The 16,903-nt window shown below is 73.1% G+C and carries 19 protein-coding genes; 8 read left to right on the top strand and 11 right to left on the bottom strand.

The features are described from left to right. Positions 1-110: 110 nt before the first annotated feature. Together ACFW2Y_RS21035 and ACFW2Y_RS21030 are read right to left on the bottom strand one after the other, a co-directional pair. Complete coding sequence (locus ACFW2Y_RS21035; RefSeq protein ID WP_384881229.1) at positions 111-530, bottom strand: ATP-binding protein; 420 nt, start codon at positions 528-530, stop codon at positions 111-113. 81 nt (positions 531-611) lie between these two features. Continuing rightward, positions 612-980, bottom strand: a complete 369-nt coding sequence (locus ACFW2Y_RS21030) for an STAS domain-containing protein (RefSeq protein WP_384881227.1) — start codon at positions 978-980, stop codon at positions 612-614. 223 nt (positions 981-1,203) lie between these two features. Between ACFW2Y_RS21030 and ACFW2Y_RS21025 the strand changes: the two genes are divergently transcribed. Continuing rightward, complete coding sequence (locus ACFW2Y_RS21025) at positions 1,204-2,091, top strand: RNA polymerase sigma factor SigF (RefSeq protein WP_384881224.1); 888 nt, start codon at positions 1,204-1,206, stop codon at positions 2,089-2,091. 49 nt (positions 2,092-2,140) lie between these two features. Here ACFW2Y_RS21025 and ACFW2Y_RS21020 read toward each other — a convergent pair whose 3' ends face one another. Next, positions 2,141-2,380, bottom strand: a complete 240-nt coding sequence (locus tag ACFW2Y_RS21020; protein WP_384881222.1) for a hypothetical protein — start codon at positions 2,378-2,380, stop codon at positions 2,141-2,143. A gap of 202 nt (positions 2,381-2,582) precedes the next feature. On the opposite strand from ACFW2Y_RS21020, the gene ACFW2Y_RS21015 reads away from it, so the two are divergent. Beyond that, positions 2,583-2,939, top strand: coding sequence for a hypothetical protein (locus ACFW2Y_RS21015; RefSeq protein WP_384881219.1), 357 nt, complete (start codon positions 2,583-2,585; stop codon positions 2,937-2,939). A 106-nt stretch (positions 2,940-3,045) separates the two neighbouring features. On the opposite strand, the gene ACFW2Y_RS21010 is transcribed toward ACFW2Y_RS21015, so the two are convergent. From ACFW2Y_RS21010 to hutU, 5 genes are all read right to left on the bottom strand, one after another. Next, positions 3,046-3,753 (bottom strand): hypothetical protein, encoded by a 708-nt coding sequence (locus ACFW2Y_RS21010; protein ID WP_384881217.1) that lies wholly within the window; start codon positions 3,751-3,753, stop codon positions 3,046-3,048. 61 nt (positions 3,754-3,814) lie between these two features. Then, positions 3,815-5,062, bottom strand: coding sequence for an imidazolonepropionase (gene hutI / locus ACFW2Y_RS21005; RefSeq protein ID WP_384881214.1), 1,248 nt, complete (start codon positions 5,060-5,062; stop codon positions 3,815-3,817). A 14-nt stretch (positions 5,063-5,076) separates the two neighbouring features. Then, positions 5,077-6,429 carry a formimidoylglutamate deiminase gene (locus ACFW2Y_RS21000; RefSeq protein WP_384881212.1) on the bottom strand — a complete coding sequence of 451 codons (1,353 nt, stop codon included), beginning with the start codon at positions 6,427-6,429 and terminating at the stop codon, positions 5,077-5,079. After that, on the bottom strand, positions 6,420-7,616 hold the full coding sequence (locus ACFW2Y_RS20995) for an allantoate amidohydrolase (RefSeq protein ID WP_384881251.1): 1,197 nt from the start codon (positions 7,614-7,616) through the stop codon (positions 6,420-6,422). Before ACFW2Y_RS20995 ends, ACFW2Y_RS21000 begins: the two co-directional genes overlap by 10 nt. A gap of 17 nt (positions 7,617-7,633) precedes the next feature. After that, a complete protein-coding gene (gene hutU, locus ACFW2Y_RS20990; RefSeq protein WP_384881209.1) occupies positions 7,634-9,307 on the bottom strand; it encodes a urocanate hydratase in 1,674 nt (557 codons plus the stop codon). 95 nt (positions 9,308-9,402) lie between these two features. On the opposite strand from hutU, the gene ACFW2Y_RS20985 reads away from it, so the two are divergent. The 5 genes from ACFW2Y_RS20985 to ACFW2Y_RS20965 all read left to right on the top strand — a co-directional run bounded on the left by ACFW2Y_RS20985 (position 9,403) and on the right by ACFW2Y_RS20965 (position 13,039). Continuing rightward, complete coding sequence (locus ACFW2Y_RS20985; RefSeq protein WP_384881206.1) at positions 9,403-10,746, top strand: diaminopimelate decarboxylase; 1,344 nt, start codon at positions 9,403-9,405, stop codon at positions 10,744-10,746. A 285-nt stretch (positions 10,747-11,031) separates the two neighbouring features. Then, entirely contained in the window at positions 11,032-11,424 is a 393-nt protein-coding gene (locus tag ACFW2Y_RS20980) for a hypothetical protein (protein WP_384881203.1), read from the top strand. Further along, on the top strand, positions 11,421-12,191 hold the full coding sequence (locus ACFW2Y_RS20975) for a transcriptional regulator (protein ID WP_384881201.1): 771 nt from the start codon (positions 11,421-11,423) through the stop codon (positions 12,189-12,191). The genes ACFW2Y_RS20980 and ACFW2Y_RS20975 overlap by 4 nt, the downstream gene beginning before the upstream one ends. Next, a complete protein-coding gene (locus ACFW2Y_RS20970; RefSeq protein WP_384881198.1) occupies positions 12,191-12,628 on the top strand; it encodes a roadblock/LC7 domain-containing protein in 438 nt (145 codons plus the stop codon). Before ACFW2Y_RS20975 ends, ACFW2Y_RS20970 begins: the two co-directional genes overlap by 1 nt. A gap of 39 nt (positions 12,629-12,667) precedes the next feature. Then, complete coding sequence (locus ACFW2Y_RS20965) at positions 12,668-13,039, top strand: hypothetical protein (protein ID WP_384881196.1); 372 nt, start codon at positions 12,668-12,670, stop codon at positions 13,037-13,039. A 13-nt stretch (positions 13,040-13,052) separates the two neighbouring features. Here the strand turns inward: ACFW2Y_RS20965 and ACFW2Y_RS20960 are convergent, their stop codons facing one another. The 3 genes from ACFW2Y_RS20960 to ACFW2Y_RS20950 all read right to left on the bottom strand — a co-directional run bounded on the left by ACFW2Y_RS20960 (position 13,053) and on the right by ACFW2Y_RS20950 (position 15,886). After that, entirely contained in the window at positions 13,053-13,892 is an 840-nt protein-coding gene (locus ACFW2Y_RS20960) for a MurR/RpiR family transcriptional regulator (RefSeq protein ID WP_384881193.1), read from the bottom strand. Positions 13,893-14,191: 299 nt separating this feature from the next. Then, the gene (locus tag ACFW2Y_RS20955) at positions 14,192-14,554 is read right to left on the bottom strand and encodes a hypothetical protein (protein ID WP_384881190.1); all 363 of its coding nucleotides are present in this window, start codon (positions 14,552-14,554) and stop codon (positions 14,192-14,194) included. A gap of 381 nt (positions 14,555-14,935) precedes the next feature. Beyond that, the gene (locus ACFW2Y_RS20950) at positions 14,936-15,886 is read right to left on the bottom strand and encodes a GlxA family transcriptional regulator (RefSeq protein ID WP_384881187.1); all 951 of its coding nucleotides are present in this window, start codon (positions 15,884-15,886) and stop codon (positions 14,936-14,938) included. A gap of 71 nt (positions 15,887-15,957) precedes the next feature. Between ACFW2Y_RS20950 and ACFW2Y_RS20945 the strand changes: the two genes are divergently transcribed. Then, positions 15,958-16,797 (top strand): alpha/beta fold hydrolase, encoded by an 840-nt coding sequence (locus ACFW2Y_RS20945; protein WP_384881185.1) that lies wholly within the window; start codon positions 15,958-15,960, stop codon positions 16,795-16,797. Positions 16,798-16,903 lie beyond the last annotated feature (106 nt).

Raw genomic sequence — 16,903 nt, 5'->3', positions numbered from 1 at the left:
GCGTCAAGGTACGCCTCCGGCCGTGCGGAGGGAAGGTAGGGGAACGAGTGGACTTGTGAATCCCCCTTCCCGCGGGAAGGGGCGCACCGGAGGAAGGCCGGACGACGGTCCTATGCCGGCGAGGCCAGCTCGGCCCAGACCGTCTTGCCGGGCGCACCGGGCATCCGGTCGATGCCCCAGTCCAGACAGAGGCGCTGCACGATGAACATGCCGTGCCCGCCCGGGCGGCCCGACCGGTGCGGGGTCCGCGGCGCGGGCTGCCCCGCGCCGCGGTCGGTGACTTCGAGGCGCAGCGTCCGGGGCATCCTCAGCACGCGCAGCCGCTCGGGCCCCTCGGCGTGCAGACAGGCGTTGGTGACGAGCTCGGAGACGACGAGCAGGACGTCCTCGGCCGCGGCCCTGCGGTCCGCGGTGCCGGCCGGCAGCCAGCCCCAGGCCTGGAGCGCCGAGCGGGTGAAGTCCCGGGCGAGCGGGACCGTACCGCTGGTCTCGCCGAGGGCGAGCGTGCGGACGTCGCCATCCTGGTCCATCAACGCTTCACCTCACCGATCGACGGGACAGAGGGGGACAGGGCGCACGGCGGGGCCGTGCGGGACCGTACGGGTGCGGGGTCAGCCGGGGAGGGCCGTGTCGAGCGTCTCATGGACGGTGAAGACGGCGTCCGCGCCCGTGATGTGGAACACCCGGGCGACCGCCGGCCGCATCCCCACCAGATGGACCCCACCACCGCCGGCGGTGGCCCGCAGGCGGGCGCCGAGCAAGACGTTGAGTCCGGTCGAGTCGCAGAACTCCAGGCCCGAGCAGTCGACGACGAGCCGCGAACGGCCCGTGTCCAGCGCACCGTCCATGGGGTCGCGCAGCAGCTCGGCCGTGTGGTGGTCGAGCTCGCCCACCGGGGTGAGGAGCACGCTCTCGCCCACGTCCCGGACCTCGACCCGCAGCCGCGCGGGCGGCGCGCTGCCGATGTGCTCGCGGTCCATGGCCGTGCCCTCTTCTCGCTCTCGCGGATGCCGCCGGATCTGCCCCGAACCCTACAAGCGCGACACCCCTCGATGCACGCGAGGTACTTCACATATCGGCACACAGCGGATTATTGCCACTTGCAACCATCAGGGTCTTCCGGGTAGGGCTAGAAGGGAACGTCCGACCCGGCCGGCTTTGGAGGCGCCGCAAACCGCAGCGAGCAGCACCAGAAGGAGACCCATGTCACCCCGGCTCGACGCCCCGCGTACCCTCGACGCGCCGTCGGCAGCACTTCCCCCCTCCCCCGTCGTCGACCTTCCCGACCAACTGCACGGCACACCGCTCGACCGGGTCGCCCCGGCCGACGCCCGTGCCCTGTCGAAGGAACTCTTCGCCCGTCTCTCCGAGCTGGAGGAGGGCACCCACGACCACGCGTACGTCCGCAACACCCTCGTCGAACTCAACCTCGCCCTGGTCCGGTTCGCCGCCGCCCGGTTCGGCACCCGCAGCGAACCGATGGAGGACATCATCCAGGTCGGCACGATCGGCCTGATCAAGGCGATCGACCGCTTCGAACTGGCCCGCGGCGTCGAGTTCCCGACCTTCGCGATGCCCACGATCATCGGCGAGATCAAGCGCTTCTTCCGTGACACCTCGTGGTCCGTGCACGTCCCCCGCCGGCTCCAGGAGCTCCGGCTCGAACTCGCGAAGGCCGGTGACGCGCTCGCCCAGCGGCTCGACCGCGCCCCGACCGTCGCGGAGCTCGCCGAAGAGCTCGGGATCACGCCGGAAGAGGTCGTCGAGGGCATGACCGCGAGCAACGCCTACACCGCTTCCTCGCTCGACGCCCAGCCCGACGAGGAGGACGGCGCGGGCGGCGAGGCCGCGCTCGCCGACCGACTGGGCTACGAGGACAACGGGCTCGCGGGGATCGAGTACATCGCCTCCCTCAAGCCGATGATCGCCTCGCTGCCCACCCGCGAGCGACAGATCCTCTCCCTCCGCTTCGTCTCCGGGCTGACCCAGTCGGAGATCGGCGCGGAGCTCGGCATCTCGCAGATGCACGTGTCCCGGCTGCTCGCCCGCACCTTGGGGCGGCTGCGCCGGGGGCTGACCCTGGAGGAATGACCTCCCTCCGCACCCCGAAGCCGCCAGGATGATCGCGCAACGGGCCCGTTCACGGTCTGCCGACCCTGAGCGGGCCCTTCCGTTCGCCCTCGCCCGCCGGGTCGGGGACGGGGACGGGAACGTCGAGGAGGTACGCGCCCGTCACGGGGTCGCGCGGGCACTCCGCCAGGTCGACGTCGGCCCCCGGCAGCAGGCGCGCGATCCGCCGCGCCTCCTCGACGGTCCGGACCCCGACGTCGACGAGCACCTCCTCGTCGACCCGGTCGAGCAGTGCGAGGAGCTGCCACACCTTCGCGTACGCCTCCTCCGCACCGGTGGTCGTGAAGACGGCGTACGCCCGCGAATGCCCCGTGCCCCGCAGGCTCGCAGGGGGGTGCGGCCGGTGGCCACCGCAATACCCGGTGGCCGCCGGCCGGAACGGGCCGCTATCGTCGGCGCCTCCCCGGCGGCCTGCTTCTCCGGCCGCCCGCACCCGTGGAAGGCGAACCACCATGACCGGCCGCACCCGCCCGACGACGACCCTGTGGCGCCCCACCGGTCCCGTCGAACTGGAGCTGGTCCGGGAGCTCGACTGGCGCGCCTGGCCGCCCCGGCTGCCGGAGCAGCCGATCTTCTACCCGGTCCTCGACGAGGAGTACGCGGTGAAGATCGCACGGGACTGGAACGTCAAGCACGACGGCGCCGGCTACGTCACGCGCTTCGAGGTCGACGCGGAGTTCCTCCGCAGGTACCCGGTCCGGCAGGCGGGCGGGCGGACGATCCTGGAGCTGTGGGTGCCGGCGGAGGACCTGGACGAGTTCAACGCGCACATCGTGGGCGGGATCCGCGTCGTTCACGAGTTCCGCTGACGGGACCCGGGCCGGGGGCGCCCGGCCCGGTCCGTCGCCCGTGGCCCGCCGCCCCGTCGTCCGGGGTGCCGGCCTGACCGCGGCACCGGCCGGGCGGCGCGGGGGCTCAGGACCGGCGCTCGACGTCCGGGCAGCGGACCTCCGGGGAGCCCCCGTACGGATCGAGGTCGGTGCGGGTGCCGTCACGGCTGCCCGCCAGGCACAGGGCGCTTCCCATGACGCGCAGGTCGAGGGTGAACTCGACCTTCCCGTTCGCTTCCCGAGGGCCGTCCAGGCGGTGGTCGACGTCGTACCCGATGCCCCGGAGGGCCTTCTCGACCTCGGCCGGGGTGCGGGCCGCGGCGCCGTCCAAGGCCTGCGCGATGCGCTTGCCGTGGAGGGGCGCCGTGCACTTCTCGACCGGGCCCAACGCGGTCTCCCGTCGCGCGCGTTCGAAGCTCCAGGGGGCTTCGGAGGGCGGGGCGGACTCCGGGAGGGGGAGGTCGGGCGGGTGACCGGTGGGCGGCTGCGGCCCGTCCGGTCCCCTCGGGGGCGGCACCGCGGGGAGGCCCTCCGTGCAGGGTTCGGCGACGTCCGCGACGAGCTGCACGAAAGCGAGCTCGGCGGCCCGCTGTTCGGGAGGGAGGCCCGGGTCGTCGGCGGGGTCGGGAACGGGCGCGGTGGGGGTCCGGGACACCGCGGAGGGGGCTGCGGGGGCCGCCGGGGCCGTGCGCCCCGGCCCTTCCGTCCCGCAGGACGTGAGGGCGAGGGCGCACAGGGCCACGAGCGCCGGGCCGCGGGCGGCCCGGTCCTTCCGGAGGGGAGTTCGCGTCATGGGGGGCAGTCTGGACCGTGGCGGTCCGCCCCGGTCGGGCGCCCCTGTTCGCGGCTCGTGCTCAGACCACCCGCACACCCGCGTGCCAGACCTGCGTCACCAGGGGCACGCCCGGGCGGTAGGCCAGGTGGACGTGGGACGGGGCGTCCAGGACGGTGAGGTCGGCGCGGGCGCCGACGCTCAGGCGGCCCACGTCGGTGCGGCGCAGGGCCGCCGCGCCGCCGGCGGTCGCGGACCAGACCGCCTCGTCGGGCGTCATGCCCATGTCCCGTACGGCAAGGGCGATGCAGAAGGGGACCGAGGAGGTGAAGGACGATCCGGGGTTGCAGTCCGTGGACAGGGCGACCGTCACGCCCGCGTCCAGGAGGCGGCGGGCGTTCGGCCACTCGGCACGGGTGGAGAACTCGGCCCCCGGGAGGAGCGTGGCGACCGTGTTGCCGGACGCCAGCGCGTCCACGTCCGCGTCCGTGAGGTGGGTGCAGTGGTCGGCGCTCGCCGCGTCCAGTTCCACCGCCAGCTGGACGCCGGGGCCATAGGTGAGTTGGTTGGCGTGCACCCGGGGGTGGAGGCCCCGGGCCTTGCCCGCGGTGAGGATCGCGCGGGCCTGGTCGCCGTCGAAGGCGCCCTTCTCGCAGAAGACGTCCACCCAGCGGGCGTACGGGGCGCAGGCGTCGAGCATCTCGCCCGTCACCAGCTCCACGTAGGCGGCCGGGTCGTCGGCGTAGTCCGGGGAGACGATGTGCGCGCCGAGGTAGGTGACCTCGTCGGTGTGCCCGGCCGCGATGCGGAGGGCACGGGCCTCGTCCTCGACGGTCAGGCCGTAGCCCGACTTCGTCTCGAAGGTGGTCGTGCCCTGGCGCAGTGCCTCTCCCATGAAGCGGGCCACGTTCGCCGAGAGTGCCTCGTCGCTCGCCGCACGGGTGGCCGCCACCGTCGTCCGGATGCCGCCCGCCTTGTAGGGCTGGCCGGACATGCGGGCGTTGAACTCGGCGGTGCGGTCGCCCGCGAAGACGAGGTGGGAGTGGGAGTCGACGAAGCCGGGGATCACGGCCCGGCCGCCGGCGTCGACCCTGTTGTCAGTGGCGGGTGCTTTGCTGGATTCACCGACCCAGACGACACGGTCGCCGTCGATGACGACGGCCGCGTCCTGGATCAGGCCCAGGGAGCTGCCATCGCCGAGGGAGGGATCGTTGGTGACCAGGCTGGCGATGTTGACGACGGCGGTGGCGCTCGTCGCCACGGCGCTGTTCGCACTCGTGGGGGCGGGCGTCGCCGCCGGGGTGTTCGTTGCCGCGGGGCCGGTGTTCATGAGGGGTGTCTCCTTCAGCCGCGGAGCGCGGCGATCGAGTCCGCGAGGGCCTGGCCGACGTCCGGCACGGTGGCGTGGACCCCGTCCCGTACGACGTGACGCCCGCCCACGACCGTGTGCCGCACGTCCGCGGCCGACGCTGCGAATACCGCCGTCTCGGCTGCCAGACGTGGCTCCGGCCCCGCTGTCCTGACGGTGTCCAGGGCGATCGTCGTGAAGTCGGCGAGGGCGCCCTGCTCCAGGGTGCCGGCATCGGTCCAGCCGAGGGCCGCGTGGCCGTCCGCCGTCGCCGCGCGCAGCAGTGCGGCGGCCGTCCAGTGACCGCGGGTGCGGGTGCGGAGGCGTTCGTTCAGCTCCATGGCCCGCGCTTCTTCGAAGAGGTCGATGACGGCGTGGCTGTCGCTGCCCAGGGAGAGCGGGGACCCGGCGTGCTGGAGGGCCACTGCGGGGCCGATGCCGTCCGCGAGGTCGCGTTCGGTCGTGGGGCACATGCAGGTGCCGGTGGTCGAGGCGCCGATCAGGGCGATGTCACCGTCCGTCAGATGGGTGTTGTGGACGCCCGTGGTGCGGGGGCCGAGGACACCGTGCTCCGCCAGGAGTTGGGTGGGGGTCATGCCGTGGGCCGCCCGGCAGGCGTCGTTCTCGGCGGTCTGCTCCGAGAGGTGGACATGGAGCGGCGCGTTCCGCTGGGTCGCCCACTGGGCGACCGTGGCGAGCTGGTCCGCGGGGACGGCGCGTACGGAGTGGATCGCCGCGCCGATGCGCACGCCGTCCCGCTCCTTGAGGGCCGAGACCCGTTCCGCCCACTGCTCCGCCGTGCCGTCGGTGAAGCGGAGCTGGTGCTGCTCGGGGGCCGCGCCGAAACCGGAGGAGAGGTACGCGGTGTCGAGCAGGGTGATCCGGATGCCGGCCTCTCCGGCCGCCGCGATCAGCGCCTCGCCCATGGCGTTGGGGTCGGCGTACGCGCCCCCGCCGGGCGCGTGGTGGAGGTAGTGGAACTCCCCGACCGAGGTGATGCCCGCGAGCGCCATCTCCGCGTACACCGCACGGGCGAGGGCGAAGTAGCTTTCGGGGGTGAGGCGCTGGGCAACGGCGTACATGGTCTCGCGCCAGGTCCAGAACGTTCCGGAACCGATCTGGACCGTACCGCGCAGGGCCCGGTGGAAGGCGTGCGAGTGGGCGTTGGCCAGGCCGGGGACCGTGAGGCCGCGGAGGACGACGGCTCCCGCCGGAGGCGTCTCCACCCCGGTGCGCACGGCCTCGATCCGGCCGGCGGAAGAGCCGCCCGTGGACACGGTCAGGACGACGCCCGACTCGACCTCGGTGTCGAGCCAGGCGTGTTCCAGCCAGTACGTCGTCAGCGACACGCCAGCTCCTCCAGTACGTCGGCGAGGGCCCGGACCCCGGCCACGCAGTCGTCCTCGGCGGCGGATTCGGCCGGGGAGTGCGAGACGCCGGTGGGGTTCCGCACGAACAGCATGGCGGTCGGGATCGATGCGGACAGGATGCCCGCGTCGTGTCCGGCGCCCGTACCGAGGACCGGGACCTTCCCCGAGGTGCCCAGGATCCGGGACAGCTCGTCGCGCAGGGCGTGCGAGAAGTCGACGACCGGGGTGAAGGACTCCCGGACCACGGCGAGGTCGATGCCGTGGCGGTCGGCGTAGGCGCGGGCCGCGGCCTCGACGCCGGCGACGACCTTGTCCAGGGAGTCCTGGTCGGCGGCGCGGGCGTCGAGCCAGCCGCGGACCATCGACGGAATGGCGTTGACGCCGTTCGGCTCGACGGCGATCTTGCCGAAGGTGGCCACGGCTCCGGCGAGTTCGGCTTCGCGGCGGGCGGCGAGGACGGTCTCCGCGTAGGTGAGCATCGGGTCTCGGCGGTCGACGAGCCGGGTGGTGCCGGCGTGGTTGGCCTCGCCCGCGAAGTCGTACCGCCAGCGGCCGTGCGGCCAGATGGCGGAGGCGATGCCGACGGCGTCACCGGACAGGTCGAGGGCCCGCCCCTGCTCGACGTGGAGCTCGACGAAGGCACCGATGCGGGCGAGCCGCTCCGGGTCCGCGCCGATGGTGGACGGGTCGTGGCCGGCCGCCTCCATGGCCTGCGGGAGGGTGGTCCCCTCGGCGTCGCGGAGCTCGTACGCCTGCTCCTTGGTCAGCCGGCCGGCGGTGAGGCGGGAGCCGACGCAGGCGAGGCCGAAGCGGGCGCCCTCCTCGTCGCCGAAGTTGACGATGGCGAGGGGTCGGGTGAAGGAGGCCCCGCGGGCACGGAGTTCGTCGAGGGCGGCGAAGGCGGACACCACGCCGAGGGGGCCGTCGAAGGCACCGCCGTCGGGAACGGAGTCCAGGTGAGAGCCGGTGACGACGGCGTCACCGGCCGTCGGGTCGCCGAGCCAGGCCCACTGGTTTCCGTTGCGGTCGGTCTCGACGTCGAGGCGCCGGGCCTCGGCCTGCATCCGGAACCAGAGGCGGCAGTCCTCGTCGGCCGGGGTCCAGGCGTAGCGGCGGTAGCCACCGGAGGCGGCGCTGCGACCGATGGGCCGCAGCGACCGCCACATGGCGTGGAAGCTCTCGCTCACGCCTGGTCCTCGGCGTCGCCCTCGCGCATCGGGACGCGGACGCCGCGCTCGTCGGCGACCCCCTCCGCGATGTCGTAGCCGGCGTCGACGTGCCGGATGACGCCCATGCCGGGGTCGTTGGTCAGGACGCGGCGGATCTTCTCGCCGGCGAGCTTGGTGCCGTCGGCCACGGAGACCTGGCCGGCGTGGATGGAGCGGCCCATGCCGACGCCGCCGCCGTGGTGGAGGGAGACCCAGGAGGCGCCGGAGGCGACGTTGACCATGGCGTTGAGAAGCGGCCAGTCGGCGATGGCGTCGGAGCCGTCGAGCATGGCCTCGGTCTCGCGGTACGGGGAGGCCACGGAGCCGCAGTCGAGGTGGTCGCGGCCGATGGCCAGCGGGGCGGCGAGCTCGCCGGAGGCCACCATGTCGTTGAAGCGCTCGCCGGCCTTGTCGCGCTCGCCGTAGCCGAGCCAGCAGATGCGGGCGGGCAGGCCCTGGAAGTGGACGCGCTCGCCGGCCATCTTGATCCAGCGGTGCAGCGACTCGTTCTCCGGGAAGAGCTCCAGGATCGCCTTGTCGGTCTTGGCGATGTCGGACGCCTCGCCGGACAGGGCGGCCCAGCGGAACGGGCCCTTGCCCTCGCAGAACAGCGGCCGGATGTAGGCGGGGACGAAGCCGGGGAAGGCGAACGCGCGGTCGTAGCCGGCGAGCTGGGCCTCGCCGCGGATCGAGTTGCCGTAGTCGAAGACCTCGGCGCCCGCGTCCATGAAGCCGACCATGGCTTCGACGTGCTTGGCCATCGACTCGCGGGACCGCTGGGTGAAACCGGCCGGGTCCTTGGCCGCGGCGTCGGCCATGTCCTCGAAGGCGATGCCGACGGGGAGGTACGAGAGCGGGTCGTGGGCCGAGGTCTGGTCGGTCACGATGTCGATCGGGGCGCCCTCGGCGAGCAGCTGCGGGAGCAGCTCGGCGGCGTTGCCGAGGAGGCCGATGGAGAGCGGGCGGCGGGCGTCGCGGGCCTCGGTGGCCAGCTGGAGCGCGTGGGCCGGGTTGTCCGCCTTGACGTCCAGGTAGCGGTGCTCGATCCGGCGCTCGATGGCGCGCGGGTCGACGTCGATGCAGATCGCGACGCCGTCGTTCATGGTGACGGCGAGCGGCTGGGCGCCACCCATGCCGCCGAGGCCGGCGGTGAGGGTGATCGTGCCGGCGAGGGTGCCGCCGAACTTCTTCGCGGCGACGGCGGCGAAGGTCTCGTAGGTGCCCTGGAGGATGCCCTGGGTGCCGATGTAGATCCAGGAGCCGGCGGTCATCTGGCCGTACATGGTGAGGCCGAGCTGCTCCAGGCGGCGGAACTCCTCCCAGTTGGCCCAGTCGCCGACCAGGTTGGAGTTGGCGAGGAGGACGCGGGGGGCCCACTCGTGGGTCTGCATGACGCCGACGGGTCGACCGGACTGGACGAGCATCGTCTCGTCCTGCTTGAGGGTGCGCAGGGTGCGGACCATGGCGTCGAAGGAACGCCAGTCGCGGGCGGCCTTGCCGGTGCCGCCGTAGACGACGAGCTTGTCGGGGTGCTCGGCGACCTCGGGGTCGAGGTTGTTCTGGAGCATCCGGAGGGCGGCCTCCTGCTGCCATCCCAGGGCGCTCAGTTCCGTACCGCGGGCCGCTCGCACGGGGCGGGGTCCTGACATGGCGGTGCCTCCTCGAATGTCGTTTGGATATTCACATCCTCGCCTGATGAATAGTTGTAGTCAACAGGGCATGTCGGACCCCGCGATCGAGGAGGATGGACACCATGGCCCCCTACCGTCGCGATCTCGTCGTTCGAGCTTCCGTCGACCAAGGACTCCTCTCCGCCACCGAGCCGGTCGTCGCCCTGCTCGACACCGCCGGCATCAGCGCCTCCGCAGCCGCCCTGACCAGCGCTTTCGCCGCCGTGACCGATGCCCGGGTGCTGCACGCCTTCGCCGTGAAGGCGGCCCCCCTGGTCCCCGTCCTGCGCCTGCTGCACGAGGCGGGACTCGGTGCCGAAGTCGCGAGCCCCGGCGAACTGGCCCTCGCCCGCGCCGCGGGCGTCCGGCTCGACCGGACCGTCCTCGACTCCCCCGCCAAGACGCCCGCCGAACTCCGCCAAGCCCTCGCACTGGGGATCGCGGTCAACGCCGACACCTTCCAGGAACTCGCCCGCCTCGACGCGCTCCTCGCCTCCGCCCCCACCGCCTCCACCCTCGGGCTCCGGGTGAACCCACAGGTCGGAGCCGGTTCCATCGGCGCCCTCTCCACGGCGACCGCCACCGCCAAGTTCGGTGTGGCGCTCCGCGACGAAGGCGCCCGCGAGGCCGTCGTCGGAGCCTTCCTGGAGCGCCCCTGGCTGACCCGGCTGCACGTCCACACCGGTTCCCAGGGCATCCCGCTCGCCCTCATGGCCGAGGGGGTCGGGGAGGCCTACGCGCTCGCCGAGGAGATCAACACCAAGGCCGGTCGGCAGCAGGTCGACACCGTCGACATCGGCGGTGGCCTACCGGTCGACTTCGCCTCCGACGAGGAGGCGCCGACCTACGCGGAGTACGCCCGGCTGCTCGCCGACACCGTCCCGGGACTCTTCGACGGCCGCTACCGACTGATCACCGAGTTCGGGCGCTCCCTACTCGCCAAGCACGGCTTGGTCCTCACCCGGGTGGAGTACACGAAGACCTCCGGCGGACGCCCGATCGCCGTCACCCACGCGGGCGTGCAACTGGCCACCCGCACGGTCTACGCCCCCGGTTCCTGGCCGCTGCGCGTCCTGGCCTACGACGCCGAGGGCCGGCCCCGAACCGGTGAGGAGGTCGTCCAGGACGTGGCGGGCCCCGCCTGCTTCGCCGGGGACCTGCTCGCCGCGGGCCGCGCCCTGCCGCTGCTGCACCCCGGAGACGTCGTGGCGGTCCCGGACACCGGCGCCTACTCCTTCGCGCACCACTACGCGTACAACAGCCTGCCCCGGCCCGGGATCCACGGCTTCACCGTGGACGACGACGGCGCGGTGACCTTCACGACCGTGCGGAAGCGGCAGACGCCCGACGAGATCGTCGCCGAGGCGGGCGGGGCGCAGGCGGACGCACTGGTCCGACGGGGCGGCCCCTCCGGCTAGCGCGGAGACGGCGGCCCGACCGCACGCCCGGCCGCGGTGCGGAGACCTACGCGGAGACCGGCACGGAGGGGGCCGGTGCGGGTCGTCGGGATACGCACGGAGGCCTTCGGAAGCGCACGGGCCACGGAGACGCGCGGACGATCGTTCGGACTGTTCAGATCAATTCCCGTCAGACACCGGCATGTTCCGATGGGAAATGCCAGAACGCCTCCCCCGGATCGAAACGTTCAGTAGCGTCACCGTCACTGCCGCACGTTCGCACGCCGCATCGGGAGGGGAATCCGCGTGCCCGGAATCGACGAGTGCCTGCTGGAGACCATGACCCTGCCGGGGGCCCTGGGCGCCTCCCTGGTGGACTGGAGCAGCGGGCTCGCTCTCGGGACGATGGGTGACTCACCGGTCGGCGACCACGAGACGACAGCCGCGGAGACGGCCGAACTGGCGCGTTCCGCAGCCGAGTTCGACTCCTTCACCGCCATCGGGGAAGGGCTCCACGACGAGCCGGCCGTCGAGGACCTGATCGTCACCACCCGTGCCGGCTACCACATCATCCGCTTCGTCCAGACTTCCTTCGACAGCAGCGTCTTCCTCCACGTCTGGCTCGACCGGGACAGCGGAAACCTCGCCCTGGCACGCATGCGCCTCCGCGGCATCGCCGAGCGGCTGGTCCTCGGATGACCCGGGCGGCCGTCTCCCCGATGCTGGTCCGGCTCGCCGCCGAGAAGGCGACCGGCGCCCTGCTGCGCGACCACGGCACGCTCTACCTCGTCGACGGCCGGGTCGTGCACGCCGAGTCCCCCGTGGCGCCTGGCGTCGACGTCCTGCTCACCACCGGCGGCCGACTGGCCCGGGAGGGCTGGGACGAGGCCGTCGACCGGGCCGGGGCGCACCGCGCGGTCGGCCGCTTCCTGGTCGACAGCGGCCGGCTGCACGACGGCGAGTTGGAGATATGCCACCTCGGCGCCGTCTTCGACGCGGCCTTCTTCGCCCTCGCCCCGACCAGCGGACCGACCCGCTTCCGGTACGGGGTGGGGCACTGGTTCGGGACGGTGCGACCGGTCTCCGCAGAGGCCGTCGAGCGCGAGACCCTGCGCCGCCGCGAACTCCTCGACGCCGTCTGGCCGTACGCCTCCCTGGACACCGCCCCGGTCGTTCCGCGCCCCGCCGCTCCCGGCCAGATCATGGGAGCGCGACAGCGCTCCCTGCTGGCCGCCGCCGACGGGAGGCGGACCCCGGCAGAGTTGGCCCGCCTGCTCGGCCGTCCCGCTTTCCACACGCTCCTCGACGTACGGCGACTGGCGGCGGCCGGACTCGTCGAGACCCCGCTCGACCCCCTCCCCGACCCCGTACCGCCACTGCCGACGCCCCTGTCGGCCCTGCCGGTGACCGATCCCGACGTCGCCCTGTTGCGCCGGCTCCGTGACGCCCTGGAGGCACACCTGTGATGAGGCGTGCCCTGCGCATGCGCGCCGAGAGGAGACAGCTCATGACGGCAGAAGCCGAGGTACTCAGCGAGCTCAGACGACTCCGGGCGCGACTCCCCCAGCTCACGGGGGCCCTGGCGGCCAGCGCCGACGGGCTGCTGCTCGCCCACGACACGCTGAACGGCGAGGCGGAGAACGTGGCGGCACTGACCGCCGCGGCGCTCGGCGTCGGCCAGCGGCTGACCGATTCCGCTGCCCAGGGCGACTTTCGCGAACTGCTCGTCCGCGGCGAGAACGGCTACGTCGCGACGTACGCGGCGGGCGGCTCGGCCGTCCTGACCCTGCTCGCCGAGCCCCGGATCAACGTGGGGCGGCTCCACCTGGAAGCCCGCCGGTCGAGCACCCGGATAGGGCAGCTCGTCGACGGCGCGCTGGAACGCAAAGACCTGAACCACTGACGCAGGAACAGCACACCGAGAAGGAAGAAGTACAACACCATGGCGAACACCGAGGCAGCCCTCAAGGAAGCGGCCAGCATCGAAGGCGCGATCGGCGCGGCCCTCGTCGACTACACCAGCGGCATGGCCCTCGGCACGATCGGCGGCGGCAAGGAGCTCGACCTGAACGTGGCCGCGGCGGGCAACACCGACGTGGTCCGGGCCAAGGTCCGGACGATGGAGATGCTCGGACTCGGCGAGGAGATCGAGGACATCCTGATCACCCTCGGCACCCAGTACCACCTGATCCGACTGCTCAAGGGGCGCGGCAGCAACGGCCTCTTCCTCTACCTGGCCCTCAACAAGGACCGCGCGAACCTGGCGATGGCCCGCCACCAGCTGAAGAAGATCGAGAACGGGCTGGAGGTCTGAGCGGACCGCGGAACTAGTCGACGAACAGGTTCCGCGCCGCCGCCTTCGCATCGAACTCCTCAAGGCGCGCCTGCGCATCGGGGAGTTCGTCGGCCATCGCCTCCAGGAGGACCCGGCCGAGCATCATCGGCGCACAGGCGGTGTCGAAGGCGAGGCCGGTGCCGACGGCGGCCGGGATCAGCAGGTCGCTGTGCGCGGCGACGGGCGCGAACGCCGACTCGGCGACGGTCACGACCGTGAGCCCGGCCGCCCGCGCGTACTCCAGGGCCTCGACGACCTCGCGGGGGTGACGGGGCAGGGCGAAGCAGAGCAGTGCCGTGGCTCCGGCCCGTACGGCCGCGTCGATGCGGTCCGTGAGCATCGAGCCGCCCTCGTCGAGCAGTCGGACGTCCGGGTGCACCTTGGCGGCGAAGTAGGCGAAGCCCCGGGCCTGTGAGGAAGCGGCCCGCAGCCCGAGCACGGGCAGCGGGCGCGATCCGGCGAGGAGCCGGCCGGCCCGCTCGACGGGCGCGGGGTCGACGAGCAGCCCGGCGAGGTGCTGGAGGTTCTCGATCTCGGCGAGCACGGCCTGCTGGTACTCGTTGAACGCCTCGCCCTCGACGGTGCCGGGCTCGGGCGGCGCGACCTCGCGCAGGTGGCGGCGGAGGGCCGGATACCCGTCGAAGCCGAGGGCGACGGCGAATCGGGTGACGGACGGCTGACTGACTCCGGCGAGCTCGGCGAGTTCGACGCTGGAGAGGAAGGGGACGTCCCCGGCCCGCCGCACCATGCAGTGCGCGATCCGTCGCTGCGTCGGCGTCAGTCGGTGCCCCTCGAAGAGCGCCTGCAGCCGACCGGCCGGGCTGTCGCTCATGCCGCCCCCTCTCGCCTATTCACTGCCAAATTTTCTGCATAAGGATATGCACATCGGCTCGAACGAGCGAGGGCCCGTCCACGGACCGGGAACCGGGGCCCCGCACAAGGGCGCGGCTGATGCGGGTCGCCTTCGGGGGCGGGCCTCCGCAGCGCCGGGCGCGGACACGGTTTCAGGGACGGATGAGGCGTTCGGATCGGCATGGGGCCACCGGCCGCCGGCCGGGGCCGACGTGGAGCCCCCGGCCCTGCAGCGGTTCGGGTCCGGTCGGGTCGACACCGCAAGCCCGGACCGTGCGCTCAGATGGGGCAGTCGTCCGGTTTCCGGCTCGTGACGAGCGCTCCGGCCTTCAGCCCCTCCGGAAATGTGAACGCATGGCACTGGCGGGGCTCCCCCTCCCCCGGCACCGGATACTCCACCACGACGCGCAGCGGCGTGCGGTCCCGCTCCGCACGCCACTTCCCACCCGCTGCCCAAGCGATCTCCTGATCGGTCAGCGTGCCGTCCTCCAGCGCCTGACCGAGGCGGTACCGGGTCAGCCCCACCTGCTTGCCTACCACCTCCTCCGGAGGCGGGGCGGGGCGGTCGAAGAACGCCGGTACGGCGTAGCTGACCACCAGGGCGACCACCACGAAGGCCGGTACGGCCGCGCCGAGCGCCACGCCCGCGCACCCGGCCAGCCAACTCGGCAGAGGAGCCGACCGGGTACGCGGGCCCGATTCTCGCGCCGTCTCAGAAACCTGCACGCCCCGTCCCGTTCAGGCGACACCCATCGCCTGAGCCCGGTCCGCCGTACCGGAGCGCGACAGGTCGGGGCCCGAGGCAGAAGCGGGCGGTGTGGTGCTGGAGGGCCACCTCGCCCACGCAGCGAAGGGAGCCCGCAGGGACAGCACGGGTGCACCCCGGACGGTCGTGCGGTCTCATGTGCTTGAGGTCGCCCACGCCCCGAATCGTTCCACGGGGGCGTTTCCGGCGCACCCATGTCGGCAACACCCCCTACGCCCGATTGCCGCAGACGGCCCGTCGGCCCCCCGGCCGCTCCGTCAGGTCTCGCCGAAGGTCCGCCGGTAGGCGCCGGGGGTGGTGCCGAGGTGCGTCCGGAAGCGGCGGCGCAGGTTGACCGCCGAGGCGAGTCCGACCTTGGTGGCGACGGCCTCCACCGGAAGGTCGGTCCGCTCCAGCAGCACCCGTGCCGCATCGAGGCGCTGGGCGAGGAGCCACTGCCCCGGGCTGGTGCCGAGTTGTTCGGCGAAGCGCCGGGCGAGGGTCCGGCTGGACAGGCCGGCGCGTTCGGCGAGGTGGTCGAGGGTCAGCCTGGCGTCGAGGCGGGAGGTGGCCCATTCCAGCAGCGGCGCCAGCGACTCGTCCGCCCTGGCCGGTGCCGGCGGCGTGGCGTACTGGAGCTGGCTGCCCTCCCGGTGCGGCGGCAGGACCATGCGCCGGGCGACCCCTGCGGCGTACGCCGCCCCGTGGTCGGAGCGGACCAGGTGCAGGCACAGGTCGATGCCCGCGCCGGTCCCGGCACTGGTCGCCACGTCGCCGTGGTCCACGAAGAGCACGTCCGGATCCACGTTCACCCCGGGGAAGGCGGCGGCGAACCGGTCGGTGCTGCGCCAGTGGGTGGTGGCGCGGCGGCCGTCGAGCAGTCCGGCCCGGGCGAGGACGAACGCCCCCGTGCAGATCGCGACGATCCTCGCCCCTCGCTCGTGGGCGCCTCGCAGTGCCTCGACGACGTCCGGCGACACGGTCGCGTCGGGCGGCTGCCAGCCGGGAACGACCACGGTGTCCGCCTCCTGCAGCGCGGACAGTCCCGCCTCGACGAGCAGGGTGTAGCCGGCGCCGGTCGACAGGGGTCCGGGCCGCTCGGTGCAGACCCGGAAGTCGTAGCGGGGCGGCGCGTCCGGTGGGGCGGTGCCGAAGACCTCGGAGGCACAGGCCAGCTCGAAGGGCGACTGCGGTGGGGTGAGCAGGGCCACCACCCGGTGAAGCGACATGGCGGGAATGTACCCGGGGATGTCATTCCAGACTCTCGGCCGGAAGATCGGGCCTCGGCCACAGTGGGCCCATGAACGAGATCATCGAATCGACGGTGCTGCGGACCGAGGTCCAGGTCGACGGCGTGCCGGCCAGCCATCTGACCGTGGAGCAGGACGGCCCGGCCGTGCTGCTGCTGCACGGCACCTACTGGAGCCGGGTCTGGCTTCCGGTGATGGCCCGTCTGGGCGCGGCGGGGCTGAGGCCCGTCGCGGTCGACCTCCCCGGACTCGGGCGCTCGGGAGGCGAACTCACTCCGGAGACGGGCACGGTCCCCGCCCTCGCGGACTGGGTGGCTCGCTTCGCCTCCGCGCTGGGGCTCTCCGGGCCGGTCGCCGTGGCGGGCCATGACATCGGCGGCGCCGTCGCCCAGCACCTCCTCGTCCACGACCGGCTGGAGGTGTCCCGATTGGCATTGGTCAACTCGGTCACCTACGACTCCTGGCCGGTGCCCGGCGTGGCCCGGTTCCGCGACCCCGAGGTCGTCGCCGCGACCACCGCCGACGAGATCCTCACCGCACGTCGACGAGCCGTGACGCAGGCGCTGGCCGGTGCCGCCACCGAGCCGCGGATCACGGACTACCTGTCCCCGTGGACCGATGAGCGGGTCCGCCGCTCCTGGATGGCCATGGTCGGTGCCGCCGACGACCGCTACACCCGGGAGGCCGTCCCCGCCCTGCGGCGGAACACGACGCCCAAGCTCTTGGTCTGGGGCGAGGACGACGACTTCCAGAAGGTGGCGTACGCCGAGCGGTTCGCCGCGGAGATGCCGCACACCACGCTCGTGCGCATCCCGGACGCGGGCCACATCCCCATGGAGAACGCGCCCGGCCCGGTCGCCCGCGCGCTCGTCGACTTCTTCACGGCGTAGGGCGCGGGGTCGGTGCCACCAGGGCCGTCCAACGGCCGGTCCGTCCCTGCGCGCCGCACCGTCCGCACACGACCGACCGCACCGTCGTGCCGCCCGGGACGCCGCC

It is taken from the genome of Streptomyces sp. NPDC058877 (assembly GCF_042742855.1).
Taxonomy (GTDB): Bacteria; Actinomycetota; Actinomycetes; order Streptomycetales; family Streptomycetaceae; genus Streptomyces.
The sequence above is the reverse complement of the archived record's forward strand: the minus strand, read 5'-3'. Positions and strand labels throughout refer to the sequence as shown.

What these genes read in the sequence shown, in the direction of transcription:
- ACFW2Y_RS21035 (WP_384881229.1), bottom strand. Translation starts at nt 530, where the DNA reads ATGGACCAGGATGGCGACGTCCGCACGCTCGCCCTCGGCGAGACCAGC.
- ACFW2Y_RS21030 (WP_384881227.1), bottom strand. Translation starts at nt 980, where the DNA reads ATGGACCGCGAGCACATCGGCAGCGCGCCGCCCGCGCGGCTGCGGGTC.
- ACFW2Y_RS21025 (WP_384881224.1), top strand. Translation starts at nt 1,204, where the DNA reads ATGTCACCCCGGCTCGACGCCCCGCGTACCCTCGACGCGCCGTCGGCA.
- ACFW2Y_RS21015 (WP_384881219.1), top strand. Translation starts at nt 2,583, where the DNA reads ATGACCGGCCGCACCCGCCCGACGACGACCCTGTGGCGCCCCACCGGT.
- ACFW2Y_RS21010 (WP_384881217.1), bottom strand. Translation starts at nt 3,753, where the DNA reads ATGACGCGAACTCCCCTCCGGAAGGACCGGGCCGCCCGCGGCCCGGCG.
- hutI (WP_384881214.1), bottom strand. Translation starts at nt 5,062, where the DNA reads ATGAACACCGGCCCCGCGGCAACGAACACCCCGGCGGCGACGCCCGCC.
- ACFW2Y_RS20995 (WP_384881251.1), bottom strand. Translation starts at nt 7,616, where the DNA reads ATGTGGCGGTCGCTGCGGCCCATCGGTCGCAGCGCCGCCTCCGGTGGC.
- hutU (WP_384881209.1), bottom strand. Translation starts at nt 9,307, where the DNA reads ATGTCAGGACCCCGCCCCGTGCGAGCGGCCCGCGGTACGGAACTGAGC.
- ACFW2Y_RS20985 (WP_384881206.1), top strand. Translation starts at nt 9,403, where the DNA reads ATGGACACCATGGCCCCCTACCGTCGCGATCTCGTCGTTCGAGCTTCC.
- ACFW2Y_RS20975 (WP_384881201.1), top strand. Translation starts at nt 11,421, where the DNA reads ATGACCCGGGCGGCCGTCTCCCCGATGCTGGTCCGGCTCGCCGCCGAG.
- ACFW2Y_RS20970 (WP_384881198.1), top strand. Translation starts at nt 12,191, where the DNA reads ATGAGGCGTGCCCTGCGCATGCGCGCCGAGAGGAGACAGCTCATGACG.
- ACFW2Y_RS20965 (WP_384881196.1), top strand. Translation starts at nt 12,668, where the DNA reads ATGGCGAACACCGAGGCAGCCCTCAAGGAAGCGGCCAGCATCGAAGGC.
- ACFW2Y_RS20960 (WP_384881193.1), bottom strand. Translation starts at nt 13,892, where the DNA reads ATGAGCGACAGCCCGGCCGGTCGGCTGCAGGCGCTCTTCGAGGGGCAC.
- ACFW2Y_RS20950 (WP_384881187.1), bottom strand. Translation starts at nt 15,886, where the DNA reads ATGTCGCTTCACCGGGTGGTGGCCCTGCTCACCCCACCGCAGTCGCCC.
- ACFW2Y_RS20945 (WP_384881185.1), top strand. Translation starts at nt 15,958, where the DNA reads ATGAACGAGATCATCGAATCGACGGTGCTGCGGACCGAGGTCCAGGTC.